General features: G+C 50.5%; 18 protein-coding genes. 1 reads left to right on the forward strand and 17 read right to left on the reverse strand.

Annotated elements, in window-relative coordinates; all coding sequences use genetic code 11:
* Positions 1–2: 2 nt before the first annotated feature.
* The 17 genes from atpD to prfA all read right to left on the reverse strand — a co-directional run bounded on the left by atpD (position 3) and on the right by prfA (position 14683).
* The gene (atpD, locus tag ACTTK7_RS08640) at positions 3–1418 is read right to left on the reverse strand and encodes a F0F1 ATP synthase subunit beta (RefSeq protein ID WP_462867446.1); all 1416 of its coding nucleotides are present in this window, start codon (positions 1416–1418) and stop codon (positions 3–5) included.
* Between the two features lie 51 nt (positions 1419–1469).
* Positions 1470–2336: an ATP synthase F1 subunit gamma gene (atpG, locus tag ACTTK7_RS08645; RefSeq protein ID WP_022794571.1), complete on the reverse strand. Its 867-nt coding sequence runs from the start codon at positions 2334–2336 to the stop codon at positions 1470–1472.
* Between the two features lie 40 nt (positions 2337–2376).
* A complete protein-coding gene (gene atpA, locus ACTTK7_RS08650; RefSeq protein ID WP_462867449.1) occupies positions 2377–3885 on the reverse strand; it encodes a F0F1 ATP synthase subunit alpha in 1509 nt (502 codons plus the stop codon).
* Positions 3886–3900: 15 nt separating this feature from the next.
* Complete coding sequence (locus ACTTK7_RS08655) at positions 3901–4449, reverse strand: F0F1 ATP synthase subunit delta (protein ID WP_462867451.1); 549 nt, start codon at positions 4447–4449, stop codon at positions 3901–3903.
* Positions 4446–4937, reverse strand: coding sequence for a F0F1 ATP synthase subunit B (gene atpF, locus ACTTK7_RS08660; protein WP_462867452.1), 492 nt, complete (start codon positions 4935–4937; stop codon positions 4446–4448). The genes ACTTK7_RS08655 and atpF overlap by 4 nt, the downstream gene beginning before the upstream one ends.
* 90 nt (positions 4938–5027) lie before the next feature.
* Complete coding sequence (gene atpE, locus ACTTK7_RS08665) at positions 5028–5240, reverse strand: F0F1 ATP synthase subunit C (RefSeq protein ID WP_022794575.1); 213 nt, start codon at positions 5238–5240, stop codon at positions 5028–5030.
* Between the two features lie 69 nt (positions 5241–5309).
* The gene (gene atpB / locus ACTTK7_RS08670) at positions 5310–6038 is read right to left on the reverse strand and encodes a F0F1 ATP synthase subunit A (RefSeq protein WP_462867516.1); all 729 of its coding nucleotides are present in this window, start codon (positions 6036–6038) and stop codon (positions 5310–5312) included.
* A gap of 57 nt (positions 6039–6095) precedes the next feature.
* Positions 6096–6464, reverse strand: a complete 369-nt coding sequence (locus tag ACTTK7_RS08675; RefSeq protein ID WP_462867454.1) for an ATP synthase subunit I — start codon at positions 6462–6464, stop codon at positions 6096–6098.
* Positions 6465–6935: 471 nt separating this feature from the next.
* Entirely contained in the window at positions 6936–7565 is a 630-nt protein-coding gene (gene upp, locus ACTTK7_RS08680) for a uracil phosphoribosyltransferase (protein WP_091613161.1), read from the reverse strand.
* Positions 7566–7757: 192 nt separating this feature from the next.
* Positions 7758–8252, reverse strand: coding sequence for a peroxiredoxin family protein (locus ACTTK7_RS08685; protein ID WP_462867456.1), 495 nt, complete (start codon positions 8250–8252; stop codon positions 7758–7760).
* A 161-nt stretch (positions 8253–8413) separates the two neighbouring features.
* A complete protein-coding gene (gene glyA, locus ACTTK7_RS08690) occupies positions 8414–9673 on the reverse strand; it encodes a serine hydroxymethyltransferase (protein WP_462867458.1) in 1260 nt (419 codons plus the stop codon).
* Between the two features lie 232 nt (positions 9674–9905).
* Entirely contained in the window at positions 9906–10451 is a 546-nt protein-coding gene (locus tag ACTTK7_RS08695; protein WP_462867460.1) for a TIGR01440 family protein, read from the reverse strand.
* A gap of 24 nt (positions 10452–10475) precedes the next feature.
* Positions 10476–10913 carry a ribose 5-phosphate isomerase B gene (gene rpiB / locus ACTTK7_RS08700; RefSeq protein ID WP_462867462.1) on the reverse strand — a complete coding sequence of 146 codons (438 nt, stop codon included), beginning with the start codon at positions 10911–10913 and terminating at the stop codon, positions 10476–10478.
* A 73-nt stretch (positions 10914–10986) separates the two neighbouring features.
* Positions 10987–11442, reverse strand: a complete 456-nt coding sequence (locus ACTTK7_RS08705) for a low molecular weight protein arginine phosphatase (RefSeq protein WP_462867464.1) — start codon at positions 11440–11442, stop codon at positions 10987–10989.
* A gap of 28 nt (positions 11443–11470) precedes the next feature.
* Positions 11471–12520, reverse strand: coding sequence for an L-threonylcarbamoyladenylate synthase (locus ACTTK7_RS08710; RefSeq protein WP_462867466.1), 1050 nt, complete (start codon positions 12518–12520; stop codon positions 11471–11473).
* 223 nt (positions 12521–12743) lie between these two features.
* Positions 12744–13610, reverse strand: a complete 867-nt coding sequence (prmC, locus tag ACTTK7_RS08715) for a peptide chain release factor N(5)-glutamine methyltransferase (protein WP_462867468.1) — start codon at positions 13608–13610, stop codon at positions 12744–12746.
* Positions 13610–14683, reverse strand: coding sequence for a peptide chain release factor 1 (gene prfA / locus ACTTK7_RS08720; RefSeq protein WP_462867470.1), 1074 nt, complete (start codon positions 14681–14683; stop codon positions 13610–13612). Before prfA ends, prmC begins: the two co-directional genes overlap by 1 nt.
* A 212-nt stretch (positions 14684–14895) precedes the next feature.
* On the opposite strand from prfA, the gene ACTTK7_RS08725 reads away from it, so the two are divergent.
* Positions 14896–16224 (forward strand): FAD-dependent oxidoreductase, encoded by a 1329-nt coding sequence (locus ACTTK7_RS08725; RefSeq protein ID WP_462867472.1) that lies wholly within the window; start codon positions 14896–14898, stop codon positions 16222–16224.
* Positions 16225–16258: the final 34 nt, after the last annotated feature.

Below are 16258 nucleotides of genomic sequence, written 5' to 3' on the forward strand. Positions count from 1 at the left end.
CCTTAGGACATAGATTTTGCTTTTTCCACTACATCTTCAATCGGGCCGACAAGGCGGAAGGCGTCTTCCGGCACGTCATCGTGCTGCCCGTCAAGAATTTCCTTAAATCCACGTACTGTATCCTGCACGGACACGTACGTACCCTTCTGGCCGGTAAACTGCTCTGCCACGTGGAAATTCTGTGAAAGGAAGAACTGAATGCGGCGGGCACGGTTTACCGTGAGCTTGTCTTCTTCGGAAAGCTCTTCCATCCCGAGGATGGCGATAATATCCTGGAGTTCATTGTATTTCTGGATCGTTTGTTTGACCTGCTGAGCAACATCGTAATGCTCCTCACCGACAACCTCCGGTGCAAGCGCACGTGATGTGGAAGCGAGCGGATCCACCGCCGGATAAATACCCATTTCCGTCAGCCGGCGCTCCAGGTTGGTCGTCGCGTCAAGGTGGGCAAACGTTGTTGCCGGCGCCGGGTCCGTATAGTCATCGGCCGGCACATATACTGCCTGAATCGACGTAACCGATCCTTTTTTCGTGGAGGTGATACGCTCCTGCAGCTGACCCATTTCGGTCGCAAGCGTTGGCTGATACCCAACGGCGGACGGCATCCGGCCGAGGAGGGCGGATACTTCCGAGCCTGCCTGCGTAAAACGGTAAATGTTGTCGATAAAGAGAAGCACATCTGCCCCTTCTTCATCACGGAAGTGCTCTGCCATTGTCAGACCGGTCAGAGCTACGCGCATCCGGGCACCTGGCGGCTCGTTCATCTGGCCGAACACCATGGCTGCTTTATTAATAACACCGGAATCGCTCATTTCAAAGTAAAGGTCGTTCCCTTCACGGGTACGCTCCCCTACCCCTGCAAACACGGAAATTCCGCCGTGCTCCTGGGCAATGTTGTTGATGAGCTCCTGAATAAGTACAGTTTTCCCTACGCCGGCACCGCCGAACAGGCCGATTTTTCCGCCTTTTACGTAAGGGGCAAGCAGGTCTACGACTTTAATGCCTGTTTCAAGCACCTGCGTTTCCACAGCAAGCTCGTCAAACTTCGGCGGCTTACGGTGGATCGGCTTGCGTTCGACGCTGTCCTCCACCTGTTCTTTCATATCAATAGGTTCACCAAGAACGTTAAATACGCGGCTCAGCGTGTCATTCCCAACTGGAACAGAAATAGACTCTCCTGTGTTGGTCACTTCTGTTCCGCGGATTAAACCCTCTGTCGAAGACATCGCGATCGTCCGCACGGAGTTGTCGCCCAAATGCTGCGCAACTTCGAGAGTAACTTCAATTGCATCCTTATTTTCGGTGGCCGGCTGTGATACGCGGAGCGCGTTGTTTAGTTCCGGAAGCTGACCGCTTGGGAACTGAACATCAATAACCGGTCCCAAAATCTGAGTAATTCGACCGTTTTCTTCACTCATTGTAATTGTTCCCCTCCTTACTGTCCGGCTCGGCCGGACGAAATGATTCTTCTATTCAAGCGCAGCTGCGCCGCCGACGATTTCGGTAATTTCCTGCGTAACGGCCGCCTGGCGGGCACGGTTGTAGGAAAGGGTTAAATCATCGACCATGTTGTTGGCATTATCGGTTGCTGCACTCATCGCTGTCATCCGGGCCCCGAACTCACTGGCTTTGGCATCAAGCAGGGCGCCGTAGATTAAGCTTTCCGCATACTGCGGAAGAAGCTGCTTTAAAATCGCTTCCGGCGAAGGCTCGTATTCATACTGGGCCGTACCTTTGCTGTCCTCTTCACTTACTTCCTCCGTCAACGGCAGCAGTTTCTTTTCTGTTACCTTCTGCTGGATCGGGTTAATGAAGTGGTTGTACCAGATATACAATTCGTCTACGTCTTCATTTGCATACAAATCGACGGCAAGACGCGTAACGTTTTTAATATCGTTAAAGGACGGCTGGTCCGGCAGGCCAGTAATTTCATCGAACATTGGAATGCCGTAACGTTTTAACAGGTCCCGTCCCGTCCGGCCGATTACAATCACACTGTATTCGTCCTTTGACTGGTGACGCTCCCGCAGCTTTTGCATTAAGTCCCGAAGAATATTCGAGTTATATGCCCCTGCAAGCCCCTGATCTGTAAATATGGCAATATAGCCGGTCTTCTTTACAGGCCGTTCTTCAAGCATGGGGTGGGAGATACCGCTGCTGCCGGCAGCGATACCGGAAACAACGTCTTTAATTTTTTTCGTATATGGCTCATATCGCTGAGCATTTTGCTGGGCCTTATTCAGCTTCGACGCAGAAACCATTTCCATGGCACTTGTAATCTGCTTCGTTTTTTTCGTCGACTGGATACGGCCTTTAATTTCTTTTAAGGAAGCCATCTGTTCACCACCTTTTGAACCTTTTTACGTTCGGCCCTCTTTATTTTGAAGGGTTAAATGACTTCTCAAACGATTGAATCGCCTGTTTGAACTCTTCTTCGTCCGGAAGTTTTCCTGTGTCACGAATACCTGCCAAAAGCTCTGAATGACTTGACTCAAGATATGCAAGCAGTTCTTTTTCGTAACGGCGGATATCGTCTGTCGGGATGTTGTCCAGGAAGCCTCTTGTCAGGGCAAACACAATTGCTACCTGCAGCTCCATACGAAGCGGCTGGTGCAGTCCCTGTTTGAGTACTTCTACTGTTCTTCCCCCGCGGGCCAGTTTGTCCTGCGTCGCTTTGTCCAGGTCGGAACCGAACTGGGAGAATGCTTCAAGCTCACGGAACGATGCCAGATCCAGACGGAGTGTACCGGAAACTTTTTTCATTGCCTTCGTCTGAGCCGAACCGCCGACACGGGATACGGAAATACCCGGGTTGATGGCCGGACGGACGCCGGAGTTGAAAAGGTTCGCCTGCAGGAAGATCTGGCCGTCGGTGATGGAAATCACGTTTGTTGGAATGTAGGCACCTACGTCCCCTGCCTGGGTTTCAATGATTGGAAGAGCGGTCATTGAACCAGCGCCTTTCTCATCACTCAGCTTTGCTGCACGTTCGAGCAGACGGGAGTGAAGGTAAAAGACGTCCCCTGGGAAGGCTTCACGGCCCGGCGGGCGGCGAAGAAGGAGGGAAAGTTCACGGTAGGCGTTCGCCTGTTTAGTTAAGTCGTCATATACGATAAGCACATGCTTGCCGTTGTACATAAACTCTTCGCCCATGGATGCTCCGGCATACGGCGCCAGGTAAAGCATTGGTGCAGGCTCGGAAGCCCCGGCGTTTACGACAATCGTGTAATCAAGAGCGCCTTTCTGGCGGAACGTATCCACTACCTCTGCGACAGTCGAGTCTTTTTGACCGACAGCTACATAAATGCAGATAACGTCTTCGTCCTTCTGGTTCAAAATCGTATCGATCGCAACTGCCGTTTTACCGGTCTGGCGGTCGCCGATAATGAGCTCACGCTGGCCGCGTCCGATAGGAATCATTGTGTCCACGGCTTTAATACCGGTCTGGAGCGGTTCGGATACCGACTGGCGGTCCATAATTCCCGGTGCTCCGCTTTCAATTGGACGGGATTTGGTCGTGTTTGTGGAGCCGAGCCCGTCTACAGGCTGGCCAAGAGCGTTAACTACACGTCCGAGCAGCTCTTCGCCGACCGGCACTTCCATGATGCGGCCGGTCCGTTTGACCTGGTCGCCTTCACGAATTTCTTCATAGGCACCGAGAATAATAATACCCACGTTGCCTTCTTCAAGATTCTGCGCCATACCCATGACGCCGTTTTCGAATTCCAGAAGTTCACCGGCCATCGCGTTGTCCAGGCCGTAGGCGCGGGCAATACCGTCCCCTACCTGAATGACGATGCCGACTTCTTTGGATTCTGTTTCCGCTTCAAACTGTTCAATCTGCTGTTTAATTAAAGAACTAATTTCATCGGGTTTGATACTCACCAGGATTCACCCCATTCATGATAAATTCGTTTGCGTTATATTACGCTGCAAGCGGTCAAGCTGACCTTGAATGCTTCCGTCAAAAATTGTATGTCCAATGTGCACCTTCATGCCGCCAATGAGCGAAGGATCCACTCTGTTTTCAATATAAAGCTCGCGCTTTCCGACCCGCTGGGCAAACTTGCGGGAGACTGCCTGCTTCTCTTCCTCCGTTAATGGCTTCACGGTATAAACGACCGCGTTGGCAATGCCGAGACGGTCGTTAATCAGCGCAATCACTTCCACTGCCACTTCATCAATCAGGTGAAGCCGCTTCCGGTCAAGCAGCACATTCAGCATTGAACGGCTGCGCTCACTCCAGGAACCAAATGTACTCGCAATGAAAGACTGCTTTCTTTCACGGCTGATGGACGGGTATCTGAAAACCTGAGCAATCTCCGGGTGAGCGTGAAATACTTCGAGCATCGCTTCCCATTCCTGCTTGGTTTCTTCAAGAGCCCCGTGCTCTTCTGCACTTTTTAAAAGCGCGCGGGCATAGCGTTTTGCCAGGGTTGGATTACTCATAAGCGACCGCCGCTTTCCTGTACGTATTCCTGAATCAGTTTTTCCTGTTCTTCTTCATTCAATTCTTTTTCAATAATTTTCGTTGCAATTAACACAGAAAGCTGGCCGACCTGGGCACGTAGTGCTTCCACTGCCTGCTCCCGCTCTCTCGTAATATCTGCGAGGGCATTGTCTTTCACACGGTTGGCTTCTTCGTGGGATTCCCGGATGATTTCCTTCGACTGCTCCTGAGCCGTTTTACGGGAGGTTTCAATGATGGACTGCGCTTCTTCACGCGCTTTCTCCATTTCCACCCGCTGCTCTTCTAAATATTTTTCCGCTTCCTGACGGTGATTTTCCGCTGTCTCTATTTCATTGGAAATGTGGTTTTCGCGTTTTTTCATTTGTTCCACAATTGGACCCCAGGCGAACCGGCGAAGCAAAAGCAGTAAAATGATAAACGTAAAAAGTGAGAAAAGCACATCTCCGAACGCAAATGTAGATGGCAAAAGATTTCACTCCTTTCTTAGATATACAAAAGGAATGGCGAAGCCAGTTCCCCCACTCCGCCATTTTGCTTCCCTTTCCAAAACGTATGTTTATTGGAAAAGCGTGATAAAACCAACAACGACTGCGATGATCGGAACTGCCTCAACAAGACCAATACCGATGAACATAAGTGTCTGCAATCTGCCGCCAAGCTCCGGCTGACGGGAAGTACCGTCGATCGCCCCTTTGATTACGATTGCGTTGCCAATACCTGCACCAATTGCTGCTAAACCTGCTGCGATTGCAGCTGCTAAAAGACCCATGTGCAAATCCTCCTTAAATTAGTTTAAAACTATATTGTTGTTTCGTTGTTTCTGCAGATGCTGCTGTGATTAATGATCCGTTTCCACTTTATGCGAAATGTAGACCATGGTCAGTACCAGGAAGATAAATGCCTGGATAAAACCAATGAACAGGCTGTATCCCTGCCAGGCAACCATTGGAATAATGCCAAGTGCTGTCCCGATAGGAAAAGCTGTCCCTACCGTCGCCAGAAGCGTAAGCAGTATCTCTTTGGCATACAGGTTGCCGAAAAGCCGTGCCCCGAGTGTCAATGTGTTGGTAAACTCTTCAAGAATGTTAATCGGAAAGAGAAATTTCTTTGGACGGAAGTAGTTCTTTCCGTACTCTTTCACTCCGCGGATCTTGATGCCGTAGAAGTGCGAAAGCACAATGACCATTACAGCCAGCGTCATCGTCACAACCGGATCAGCCGTCGGTGATTTCCACCAAAGCACGTGGGTTTCATCGTTAACCAGCATGAACGGAATCCCGAGCAGATTCGCTACCAGAATAAACAGGAAAATCGTAATTCCAAGTCCGAAGAAACGCTCCCCGGTTTTCCAGTCCATCGTGCTTCCAATCATATTGCGGACGAATTCAATCACCATTTCAAACACATTCTGCATGCCAGTCGGTCTCATTGAGAGAGTCCGCGCACTCACCAGCCCAATGATGAACACAATGACTGCTGCAATAGTCAGCATCATGACATTGGAAAGATTAATGTGGAAGCCGGGTATACCAAACAAATCATAGATATACGGCGATTCGTGCTCTATATTCAAGTCTCAGTCACCCCTTTACTATGTTAGTCGATTGTGCGCTGCAGCCAAAAACTACTTTCCTTTGCTGAAGTGAATGGATAAAGCGTAAAGCAGCAGATAAGGACTGAACAATCCAATCACCAGGTAAAGCAGACGGAATTGTTCCGGAAACCGGGCATAGAGCATAGCAATGACTACTCCTACTGCAAGCCTTGTGGCCATGCCAAACGGAAAAATCTTTTTTTCCGCGAGTACCGCCTTCTGGATTCGTTTTGTTTCCCGGTGGGCGTGCCAGATGTTAAAGGCTCCTCCGCACGCTCCTGTAAATAAGCTCACTGCTTCCTGCCGGAACGTTGGAATCAGTGCCGGAGCTATGTACAATACAAGCATTCCAGCCAATCCTATAAATAACGAGCGGAGATACAAGCCTGTATCATTCATGTGCGGGCCACCTTTTCCTCCGGAACAGACTGATTAGTCCGTTAATACACTACGAAATCCATTGAGAGAATTTTTATACAACTTTACGTAACAATAGTTGTCCCTTACATGTTTTAGGCAAAAAAAAAGAAACAATTGCGTGAATTTTGCCGTTTATGAAGGAAATCCAAATTTCTCCCATATGTAAACCTTATCATACGTTCTTCATTATCGTACAATAGCCGCCCCACGATGTCAATGCAAGAAAATTAATAAAACCCTTTATTGTCGCGTGTTTCAGGCATTTTTTATTTTGTGTCCATTAAGTGACATTTTCTTATTTTTAAGTCAAGAAAAAGTTGGGCAGCAAGCATGAACATTCAGCATTCACTCTATGCATAAACGTTATTTGAGTGCCCCGCTTCTTTATCAGGCTACGCCTTTACAAATCAAAGAGCTTTTCCGCGCATACAGGAAAAGCTCTCTCATCTATTATTTCGTGCCGAATAAACGGTCTCCTGCGTCCCCGAGACCCGGAACAATGTAGCCTTTGTCGTTTAACTTTTCATCCATCGAAGCCAGGTAAATGTCCACGTCCGGATGTGCTTCCTGAACGAGTGCCACTCCTTCAGGCGCTGCGATTAAACACATGAGCTTAATATTCTGGGCTCCGCGTTTTTTCAGGCTGTTCAATGCTTCAATAGCAGAACCTCCTGTCGCAAGCATCGGATCAATCACGATAAATTCCCGCTCTTCGACATCACTCGGAAGCTTCACATAATATTCCACCGGCTGCAGCGTTTCCGGATCCCGGTACAGCCCAACGTGACCTACCTTTGCCGCCGGAATCAATTTGATGATGCCGTCGGTCATGCCGAGTCCTGCGCGCAAAATCGGCACCACTCCAAGTTTTTTGCCTGCAAGCGTATAGGATTTGGCCGGCCCCACCGGAGTTTCTACCGTTACTTCCTGAAGCTGAAGGTTTCTTGTAATTTCAAACGCCATCAGGGTGGACACTTCATCGACAAGCTCCCGGAATTCCTTCGTTCCTGTTGAGACGTCCCGGATGAATGTAAGTTTATGTTGAATGAGCGGATGATCCAGTACATGTACATTTCCCATAAGTATAGTCGGCTCCTTTTTCCCCGGCGTCAGCCGGTGCTTATTAACCCATGTCCCTATCGAACATATTCTTTAGAAATTCTACCTAAAAAGCGTGATGGATTCAAGGTTATATAAAATGACAGAAATATGCCGCAACTTCTGCGTGCTGCTGAAAATAACAGCAGCGCCCGGATGCACTGCTGCGAACGTTTATTTTAAATTGTCTTCAATGTATTTCACCGTTTTGCGCAGCTCTTTCGGGCCCGGCCGGCCGAATGGATTTGTCTGGCGGTGCTGGTATAAAAATCTTCCTTCTTCGTCGATCAGAAAATATGCCGGCTCCCCATGGGCTCCGTGATCTTCATATGGCGCTTCCGAGCTGTGATAAAAGACGCCGTAATCGTCGAGTACCTTCAGTGCTTCGTCGACGAGCACCGGGAACGTGAGCCCGTATTCTTCGGTCATCGTACGCAGGTCCTCGGGATTATCGGTGGAGATGGCTGTAATATTTACATTATTATTTTCAAAAAAACTGCGGTGCTCTTCCCAGGCCTGCAGCTCTTCCTTACATACCGGACACCATGAGCCCCGGAAAAACACGAGCAGCTGCCATCCATTACCTATTTTTTCTTCGAATTTAAATTCTTCGCCGTTCACATCAGCAAGCGTGAACATCGGCGCTTTTTCATTTAGTGCAAAAACCATTTGAACCCCTCCTTTTCCCAATCTACATATACCCTAACACACTTGCATTCACCCCGGAAAAACAAAGGATTCTTCCAGAAATTATAAAGAAAAACAGCTGCCTCCTTTAAATAGGAGAACAGCTGTATCCATGCCCCGTTTTTTGGCCGGGGCCTGCCACCTTACAGATATTCGTAAATTGGGAAACGGCCCGTTAAAGCTTTCACGCGTTCAGCCGCTTCTTTTAATGCTTCCGCGTCTTCATGGTTTTTCAGCGTATAGGCAATGATGGCACCTATTTCCTTCATTTCTTCTTCGCCAAAGCCTCTGGACGTAACGGCTGCAGAGCCCAGACGGATACCGCTTGTAACGAATGGCTTTTCCGGGTCATACGGAATGGCGTTTTTGTTCGCTGTGAGGCCGACCTCGTCCAGCGCTTTTTCCGCTATTTTCCCTGTCAGCTCCAGGCTGCGCGTATCCATCAGCACGAGGTGGTTGTCGGTGCCACCCGAGACAACAGTAATCCCTTCACTCTGCAGCGAGTCGCTTAAGCTTCGGGCGTTTTTAACAACATTTTCGGAATACGTGACGAAATCCTTCTGCAGTGCTTCGCCGAAGGCAACGGCTTTCGCTGCAATCACGTGCATAAGCGGTCCACCCTGAAGACCCGGGAATACTGCTTTATCAATCTTTTTGCCGAATTCTTCCTTACAAAGCACGAGTCCTCCACGTGGTCCGCGCAGCGTTTTGTGAGTTGTTGTCGTAACAAAATGCGAATGAGGCACCGGGTTTTGGTGCACCCCTGCTGCTACCAGTCCGGCAATGTGTGCCATATCAACCATTAAGTACGCATCTACCTCATCGGCAATTTCGCGGAATTTTTTAAAGTCAATTTCACGCGGATATGCACTTGCGCCGGCAACGATTAACTTCGGCTGCGTTTCTTTTGCCACGCGAAGCACTTCATCGTAATCGATCATCTGGTCTTCTTTAGTCACACCGTATTCCACGAAGTTGTACTGCACACCGCTGAAGTTGACAGGGCTTCCGTGGGTTAAGTGGCCGCCGTGGGAAAGATTCATGCCAAGCACTGTGTCGCCGTGATTTAAAATCGTATAGTAAACAGCCATATTTGCCTGTGCGCCGGAGTGAGGCTGCACGTTCGCGTATTCTGCCGAAAACAGTTCCTTCGCCCGGTCAATCGCGAGCTGTTCGACCGTGTCCACGTGCTCACATCCGCCGTAATAGCGGCGGTTCGGGTAGCCTTCCGCATATTTGTTGGTAAGCACGGACCCTTGCGCTTCCATTACTGCACGGCTCGTGAAATTTTCCGAAGCGATCAGCTCAATCTTATCGCGCTGGCGCCCCAGCTCCTTCTGCATTGCCTCAAATATGGCCGGGTCCTGCGTTTGTACACTTTCTGCATTTACCTTAGTTTCCATCTGTAAATCTCCCTTCCCTTTCGGTGCAATAGCGAACGATTATCTTTTCCGTTAATATTTCGTTCGTTATTTTTCTCTCCGTGTTACTATGTTTTTCATTGTAACACGTATTTTTTACGAAATTCCGTACCTTTCGAAATTTTTTCGGATTTCTTTATTTTCTGCCGGCATGGGAAGAAAAAAGAACCGCGGCATGCGATTCTTTTCCAGGCCTCTTTCCGTACAGCGGCGGCTATTCGTAGCGGGCACGCTCACCGCCGATCAGCTTCGGCCGTGTTTTTGCCATCGTTACATAGGCAGAACCAATCTGCTTCTGCGGGCCGCGCACCGGAACTGCCACCGGCTTCAAGTGCATACCGATCAGGGTGGAGCCGATATCAATGCCTGCATCTGCTTTTACCGCTTCTATGACGACCGGCTCACTCATGTGTTTATATGCATACGAGCTCATCGAACCGCCTGCCCTTGGGTGAGGCACCACACTTACTGCTTCGAGGCCGTAGGCTTCCGCCGTTTCCCTTTCCACCGTGAGCGCCCGGTTAATATGCTCACAGCCCTGAAATGCAAGGTGCACGCCGGATTCTTCCCGGAACTCCTGAAAGACGTCAAACAGCGCTTCGGCTACTTCCTCAGAGCCTGCCTTACCGATATGCTCCCCGAGCACTTCACTTGTGCTCGTGCCAATCACAAGCACCTGGCCGCTGCGGAGCGACGCCTGTTCTTTTAATGAAGCTAACAATTCACGTAAAGGGTGCTGCCATTCTGCTTTGTTCACCATGACAACTCATCCTTTCTTCGTTCCTTATTGTTCAATAGCTGCTACTTTTTGAATGCGGTCGGCGTGCCGGCCACCTTCATGTTCCGTGCTGATCCATGCTTTGACAATTTCACCGGCGAGGCCGGAACCAACAACTCTCGCGCCCATAGCCAGTACATTGCTGTCGTTATGCGCCCGGGTCATCTTCGCACTGAATACATCATGGACAAGCGCGCAGCGGATGCCGTTAACTTTATTCGCAGCAATCGACATGCCGATGCCTGTGCCGCAGACAAGAATCCCGCGGTCCACTTCGCCGGCCATTACTTTTTCAGCCACCGGCACCGCGTAGTCCGGATAGTCCACAGAATCACTGCAGTCACAGCCCAGGTCTTCGTATTCCACTCCTGCTTCGTCCAGTACAGCTTTGATTTCCTCTTTTAATTCATATCCGCCGTGATCGGCACCCAATGCTACTTTCATGTCAAACCTCTCCTCCGTTTGATTGTACTGTTTTCAGTTTCTCACGTATCCATCAGCCTGTAAATCTCCAGGCTCAGTCCAGCGATTTTTCTTTCCTATACCGCTCCCATGCTGCCTGAAGCGCTTCTTCCATTTCCTCGGCCGTTTCATGATACACCTTCCGGCCTCCACCGATAGGGTCTCCAATATCCTTATCCCCATCGCTTTGGGCATATTCCTTTAAGAGTACAGTTTTCGTTTCCGCAGCCGGAAACATCCGCTGCATAATATCTTTATGCCCCTGGGTCATTGCAAAGATAACGTCCGCCCAGTCGATTAATTCCTTCGTGAGCGGCTGGGATTCATGATCCATCTCCACCTGTCTTTCATCCATCGCCCGGACGGCTTCTGCTGCTGCCGGCTCTCCATTTGTAGCCATCACCCCGGCTGAAGCCACCTCCACCTCCGGATAGTGATGCTTCATCAGTGCAGCGGCCATCGGACTCCGGCACGTGTTCCCTGTACAAATAAACAATACATGATAACTCATCGTCATCGACTCCTTGCAGAAGTTTTCATTACTCTGAAGATGATGCCTTTTCCAGACGGTTCATGAGTGCGGTCCCTATCCCTTCTTCTGAAAAAACTTCACAGAACGCAGCGTCCACCTCCATTGTATCTAATTCGCGAAGAACAGCGTACAATTTTGCTGCCGTTTCTTCTGGCGCCCGGCGCGAGCCTAAACTAAGAAAGACGTCCGCCTGCCTCCACGCTGATTTGTTCTCTTCCACGGCAAGCACCGCTACCTTCTTTCCGTCCTCCTGGCAGGCCCAGAGCTTTTTCTGCCATGCTTCCTCCCGTCCTTTCATTAAATAGAGGGAGGTTACCGGCGAATAGTGACGGTATTTCATCCCCGGTGCTGCAGGTGCTTCCTCTGAAGAAGCACCTTTCGAGTAGCGGACGGTGTCCGGGCCGAGTACCTGCTCAATCTGCTCTTTAGTAACTCCTCCCGGACGCAGAATCCAGCAGACTTCTGCCGTACAGTCCACGACGGTGGACTCCACTCCGTATCCACACGGGCCGCCATCGATCACCGCGTCAATTTTCCCATGCAGGTCGCTGTAGACGTGCTCCGCCGTGGTCGGGCTCGGGGAGCCGGACCGGTTGGCACTCGGGGCTGCGACTGGTACACCGGCCTGCTTCAGCACTGCCCTCGCGACCTCATGCTCCGGAATCCGGACAGCCACTGTGGACAGCCCCGCCGTTACAAGGGGCGACAGAGGAGTTTCTTCTGTAAGCGGGAATATGAGCGTCAACGGGCCCGGCCAGAACGCATCCATAAGCTTTTCCATGCTCTCTGTCCAGGTAACTCCGAGCGCAGTGAGCTGGGCACGGTCAGCAATATGGGCAATCAGCGGATTGTCGGGCGGACGGTTTTTAGCTTCAAAAATCGCCCGGACAGCATCCGTGGATAACGCGTTTGCCCCCAGACCGTAAACGGTTTCTGTCGGGAGCGCCACTGTTTTGCCCTGCGTTATCCACAGCCCCATTTCCTTTAGTACAGAGTTCTTCGCAGAGGCTTCATTTATTTTATCCACATTTTTTATAACCGTCTGTTTATAACTCATTCGGCCTTCGTTCCTTCCAAAAATTTAAAATGCCTTAACAACAGGGTTTATTTTACATTAATTTAGGTTTTTCACACTATTCACAGAGGCTCATTTTCTGTGGATAACTTTAATTTCCGCTGTTAATTCAGTCTTCGAATTTACATTATTTACGAAAATTTAATGTTTTCCACATATATGGAGGTGTTTGTATTTTGTTATCCACAAATCGTGGATAACTTTTTCACTTATTCACAACTGTAACGATTCGGTCGTTCCCATTCAAGTCCTTTATTACCTGGATTCTTTTTCCCGGAAACACCTTTTCCGCTGCTTCCATCACGACTTTCGCCTGCTGCCAGCCGATTTCAAAGGCAAGGAATCCTCCCGGGGCCAGAACTTCGGCAGCACATTTGATAATTTCTTCATAGCTGTGGATGCCTTCCCTTCCTTTACCAATCAAAGCAACCGCAGGCTCCCGGTCCCGGACGAGCGGATCGAGCTGCTCCCATTCCTCTTTTGGAATATAGGGAGGATTGGATACAATAACGTCCGCCTGCTCCCTCCGGGACGCCATGCCTTCAAGAAACGATTCCTGATGAAAGGTGACCGGCGCCTGCAGCCGTTCTGCGTTTCGTTTAGCCGTCTCCAGTGCCCGGCTGTCAATATCCACAGCCTGCACCTGCGCCGATACAAGCTCCAGCGCGAGCGTAACTGCGATAATGCCGCTGCCGGTGCCAACGTCGACGATTTTCGGGGATTTCAGCTCCTTGTTTTTTTGCACCCAGTCGATCACGTGCCAGACGAGCTCCTCGGTTTCCATCCGGGGAATCAGCACGTCCGGATTGACGTAAAACTCGCGGTCGTAAAAAAAGCTGCTGCCGGTTAAATGCTGCACCGGTGTCCCGGCTGCGTGAAGACGCACGTCCTGCTGAAAATGCTCCCACGTCTCTAACGCTATCTTCTCTCTCGCAGCAGACAGCAGCTGGGAACGGGAAAGCTGCATATGATGCTCCAGAAGCCAGTCGGCTGCCGTTTCTTCTCTTCCGTGCTCACTCAAAAAAGAAGAAGCCCATCTCCGGGCTTCAAATACAAATAGTTCTTCTTTCATTACGCTTCGCCTGCTTTTTCCATCAGCTCGGCCTGTTCTTCCATTACGAGCGGTTCGATAATCTGATCAAGCTCTCCCTGAAGAATCTGGTCCAGCTTTTGCAGCGTCAGGCCAATACGGTGATCAGTTACGCGTGTCTGCGGAAAATTGTACGTCCGGATCCGCTCGGAACGGTCTCCGGTTCCTACTGCTGATTTCCGGTTTTCATCATACTCCGCCTGGGCTTCCTGCTGGAATTTGTCATACACCCGGGCACGAAGAATCGTCATTGCTTTTTCCTTGTTTTTAATCTGGGATTTTCCGTCCTGACAGGAAGCAACAATGCCTGTCGGCACGTGGGTCAGACGCACCGCCGACATGGTCGTGTTTACACTCTGACCACCGGGACCGCTTGCTGCGAACGTATCGACGCGGATATCCTTATCGTGAATGTCCACTTCCACTTCCTCGGCTTCCGGAAGAACAGCCACTGTAGCTGTGGATGTGTGCACGCGTCCGCCCGATTCCGTGCTTGGCACCCGCTGAACCCGGTGGGCTCCGTTTTCATATTTCATTTTCGAATATGCCGAATCCCCGTTAATCATAAAAATGATTTCCCGGTAGCCGCCGAGGTCACTTGGGGTCGATTCCACGACTTCTGCTTTCCATCCCTGCTTCTCCGCATAGCGGGAGTACATTTTGTACAAATCAGCGGCAAACAGCGCCGCTTCTTCCCCGCCGGCGGCTCCGCGTATTTCAATAATGACGTTTTTGTCATCATTTGGATCCTTCGGAAGAAGGAGCCTCCGGAGCTCTTCCTCCTGGTTTTCGATACGCTCGCTCAGTTCTTCAACTTCCGATTTTACCATGTCTTTCATTTCCGCATCGAGCTCGTCTTCAAGCATCGATTTCGCTTCATCAAGCTGCTGCCGGGCTTCTTTATATTCCCGGTAAACCTCCACCGTCCGCTGCATCTGTGCCTGTTCTTTGGACAGCTCCTTGATTTTATTCGGATCGTTTGCGATTTCCGGGTCGCTCAGCTGTTCGTTTAAATATTCATAACGGTCTTCTACCGTCTGCAGTCGCTCTAACACACCGTTCACCTCTATTTTTTAAATTTTATCCGGGTGGAATGTATTTCGTTACGTTTTACACGCTTCTCATTCTCCTTTACAGTATACTAATTATAATACAGGGGCATAGGGGCGTCAAAATACCACCGTGTCCAGAAATTTCGTTTGATCAGTACGGGAGCGGGGAAACCGCCCTGTAAGTGTCTATTGTTTAAGCAGAAGGGGGAAAAACAATGAAATACGTTATTATCGGCGGAGACGCCGCCGGCATGAGTGCAGCTATGCAGATCTACCGGCAGGATGAGAACGCAGAAATTACTACACTCGAAGCGGGAGAAATATATTCCTACGCCCAGTGCGGCCTTCCTTACATACTCGGGGGCGAAGTCGAAGACAGCGAGAGTTTAATCGCCCGCGACGTCGATACGTTCCGGGAAAAGTACGGCATCGATGCCCGGGTAAACCACGAGGTAACCGGGGCCGATGCGGATACAAAAGAAGTGACGGGTGTACATACCGGCACCGGCAAACCGTTTCAGATTACGTATGACAAGCTGCTGATTGCTTCCGGCGGGCGACCGCTCCTGCCAGACTGGCCGGGACGGGAGCTTAAAGGCGTTCATACGCTGAAAACGATTCCGGATGCCGAAACGATCAAAGCAGATCTTACGCATGTAAACCACGTCACTGTCGTCGGAGGCGGCTATATCGGCCTTGAGGTGGCGGAAAACTGTATTCACGCCGGCAAGAAAGTAACGCTTCTGCAGCGCGGTGATCAGCTGGCCGGCATATTCGATGCGGACATGGCAGCATATATCGCTGAGGAAGCGGAGGCGAACGGCATTGAGCTGCTGCTTGAGGAAAACATTCAGCATTTGGCGGGCAAAGGCCGGGTCGAAGCCGTTCATACCGACCGTCGTGTGATCGACACCGATGCGGTAATCGCAGGCGTCGGCCTGCGCCCGAATACGGAAATGGTGTCCAAATGCGGCCTGTTCCGCCATGCTAACGGAGCCCTCCAGGTGAACCGCTATATGGAAACTAACATCTCTGATATATATGCCGCCGGCGACTGCGCTACCCAGTTTCACCGCATCAAGGAGATCGATGATTATCTTCCGCTCGGAACCCATGCCAACAAGCAGGGGCGCGTCGCCGGCATGAACATGGCTGGAAGCGTAAAATCATTCAAAGGAGTAACCGGCACCTCCATTCTCCGCTTTTTCAGCCTGACGCTTGGGAAAACCGGCATCTCCGACGCTGAGGCTGCTGACATGCGCTTTCCCCACCGCAGTGAGATGCTTACTACCTCGAGCCATGCCGGCTATTTCCCGGGAAATAGCAAGCTTCATATCAAAGTCACGTACTGCCCGGACACCGGCATTATCCTCGGCGGCCAGCTTATCGGTGGTGAAGGCACAGACAAACGGCTCGACGTTCTGGCCACCGCCCTCTTCCACCGTATGACGGTAAGTGATTTTGAGGATCTGGACCTGAGCTACGCGCCGCCGTACAATAAAGTGTGGGATCCGCTCCAGCAGGTGATCAGGCGGGCGAAATAACAGTCTTCCTGTACAGGTAAAGCCAGCCGGCACT

Source organism: Marinococcus tarijensis (genome assembly GCF_054971385.1).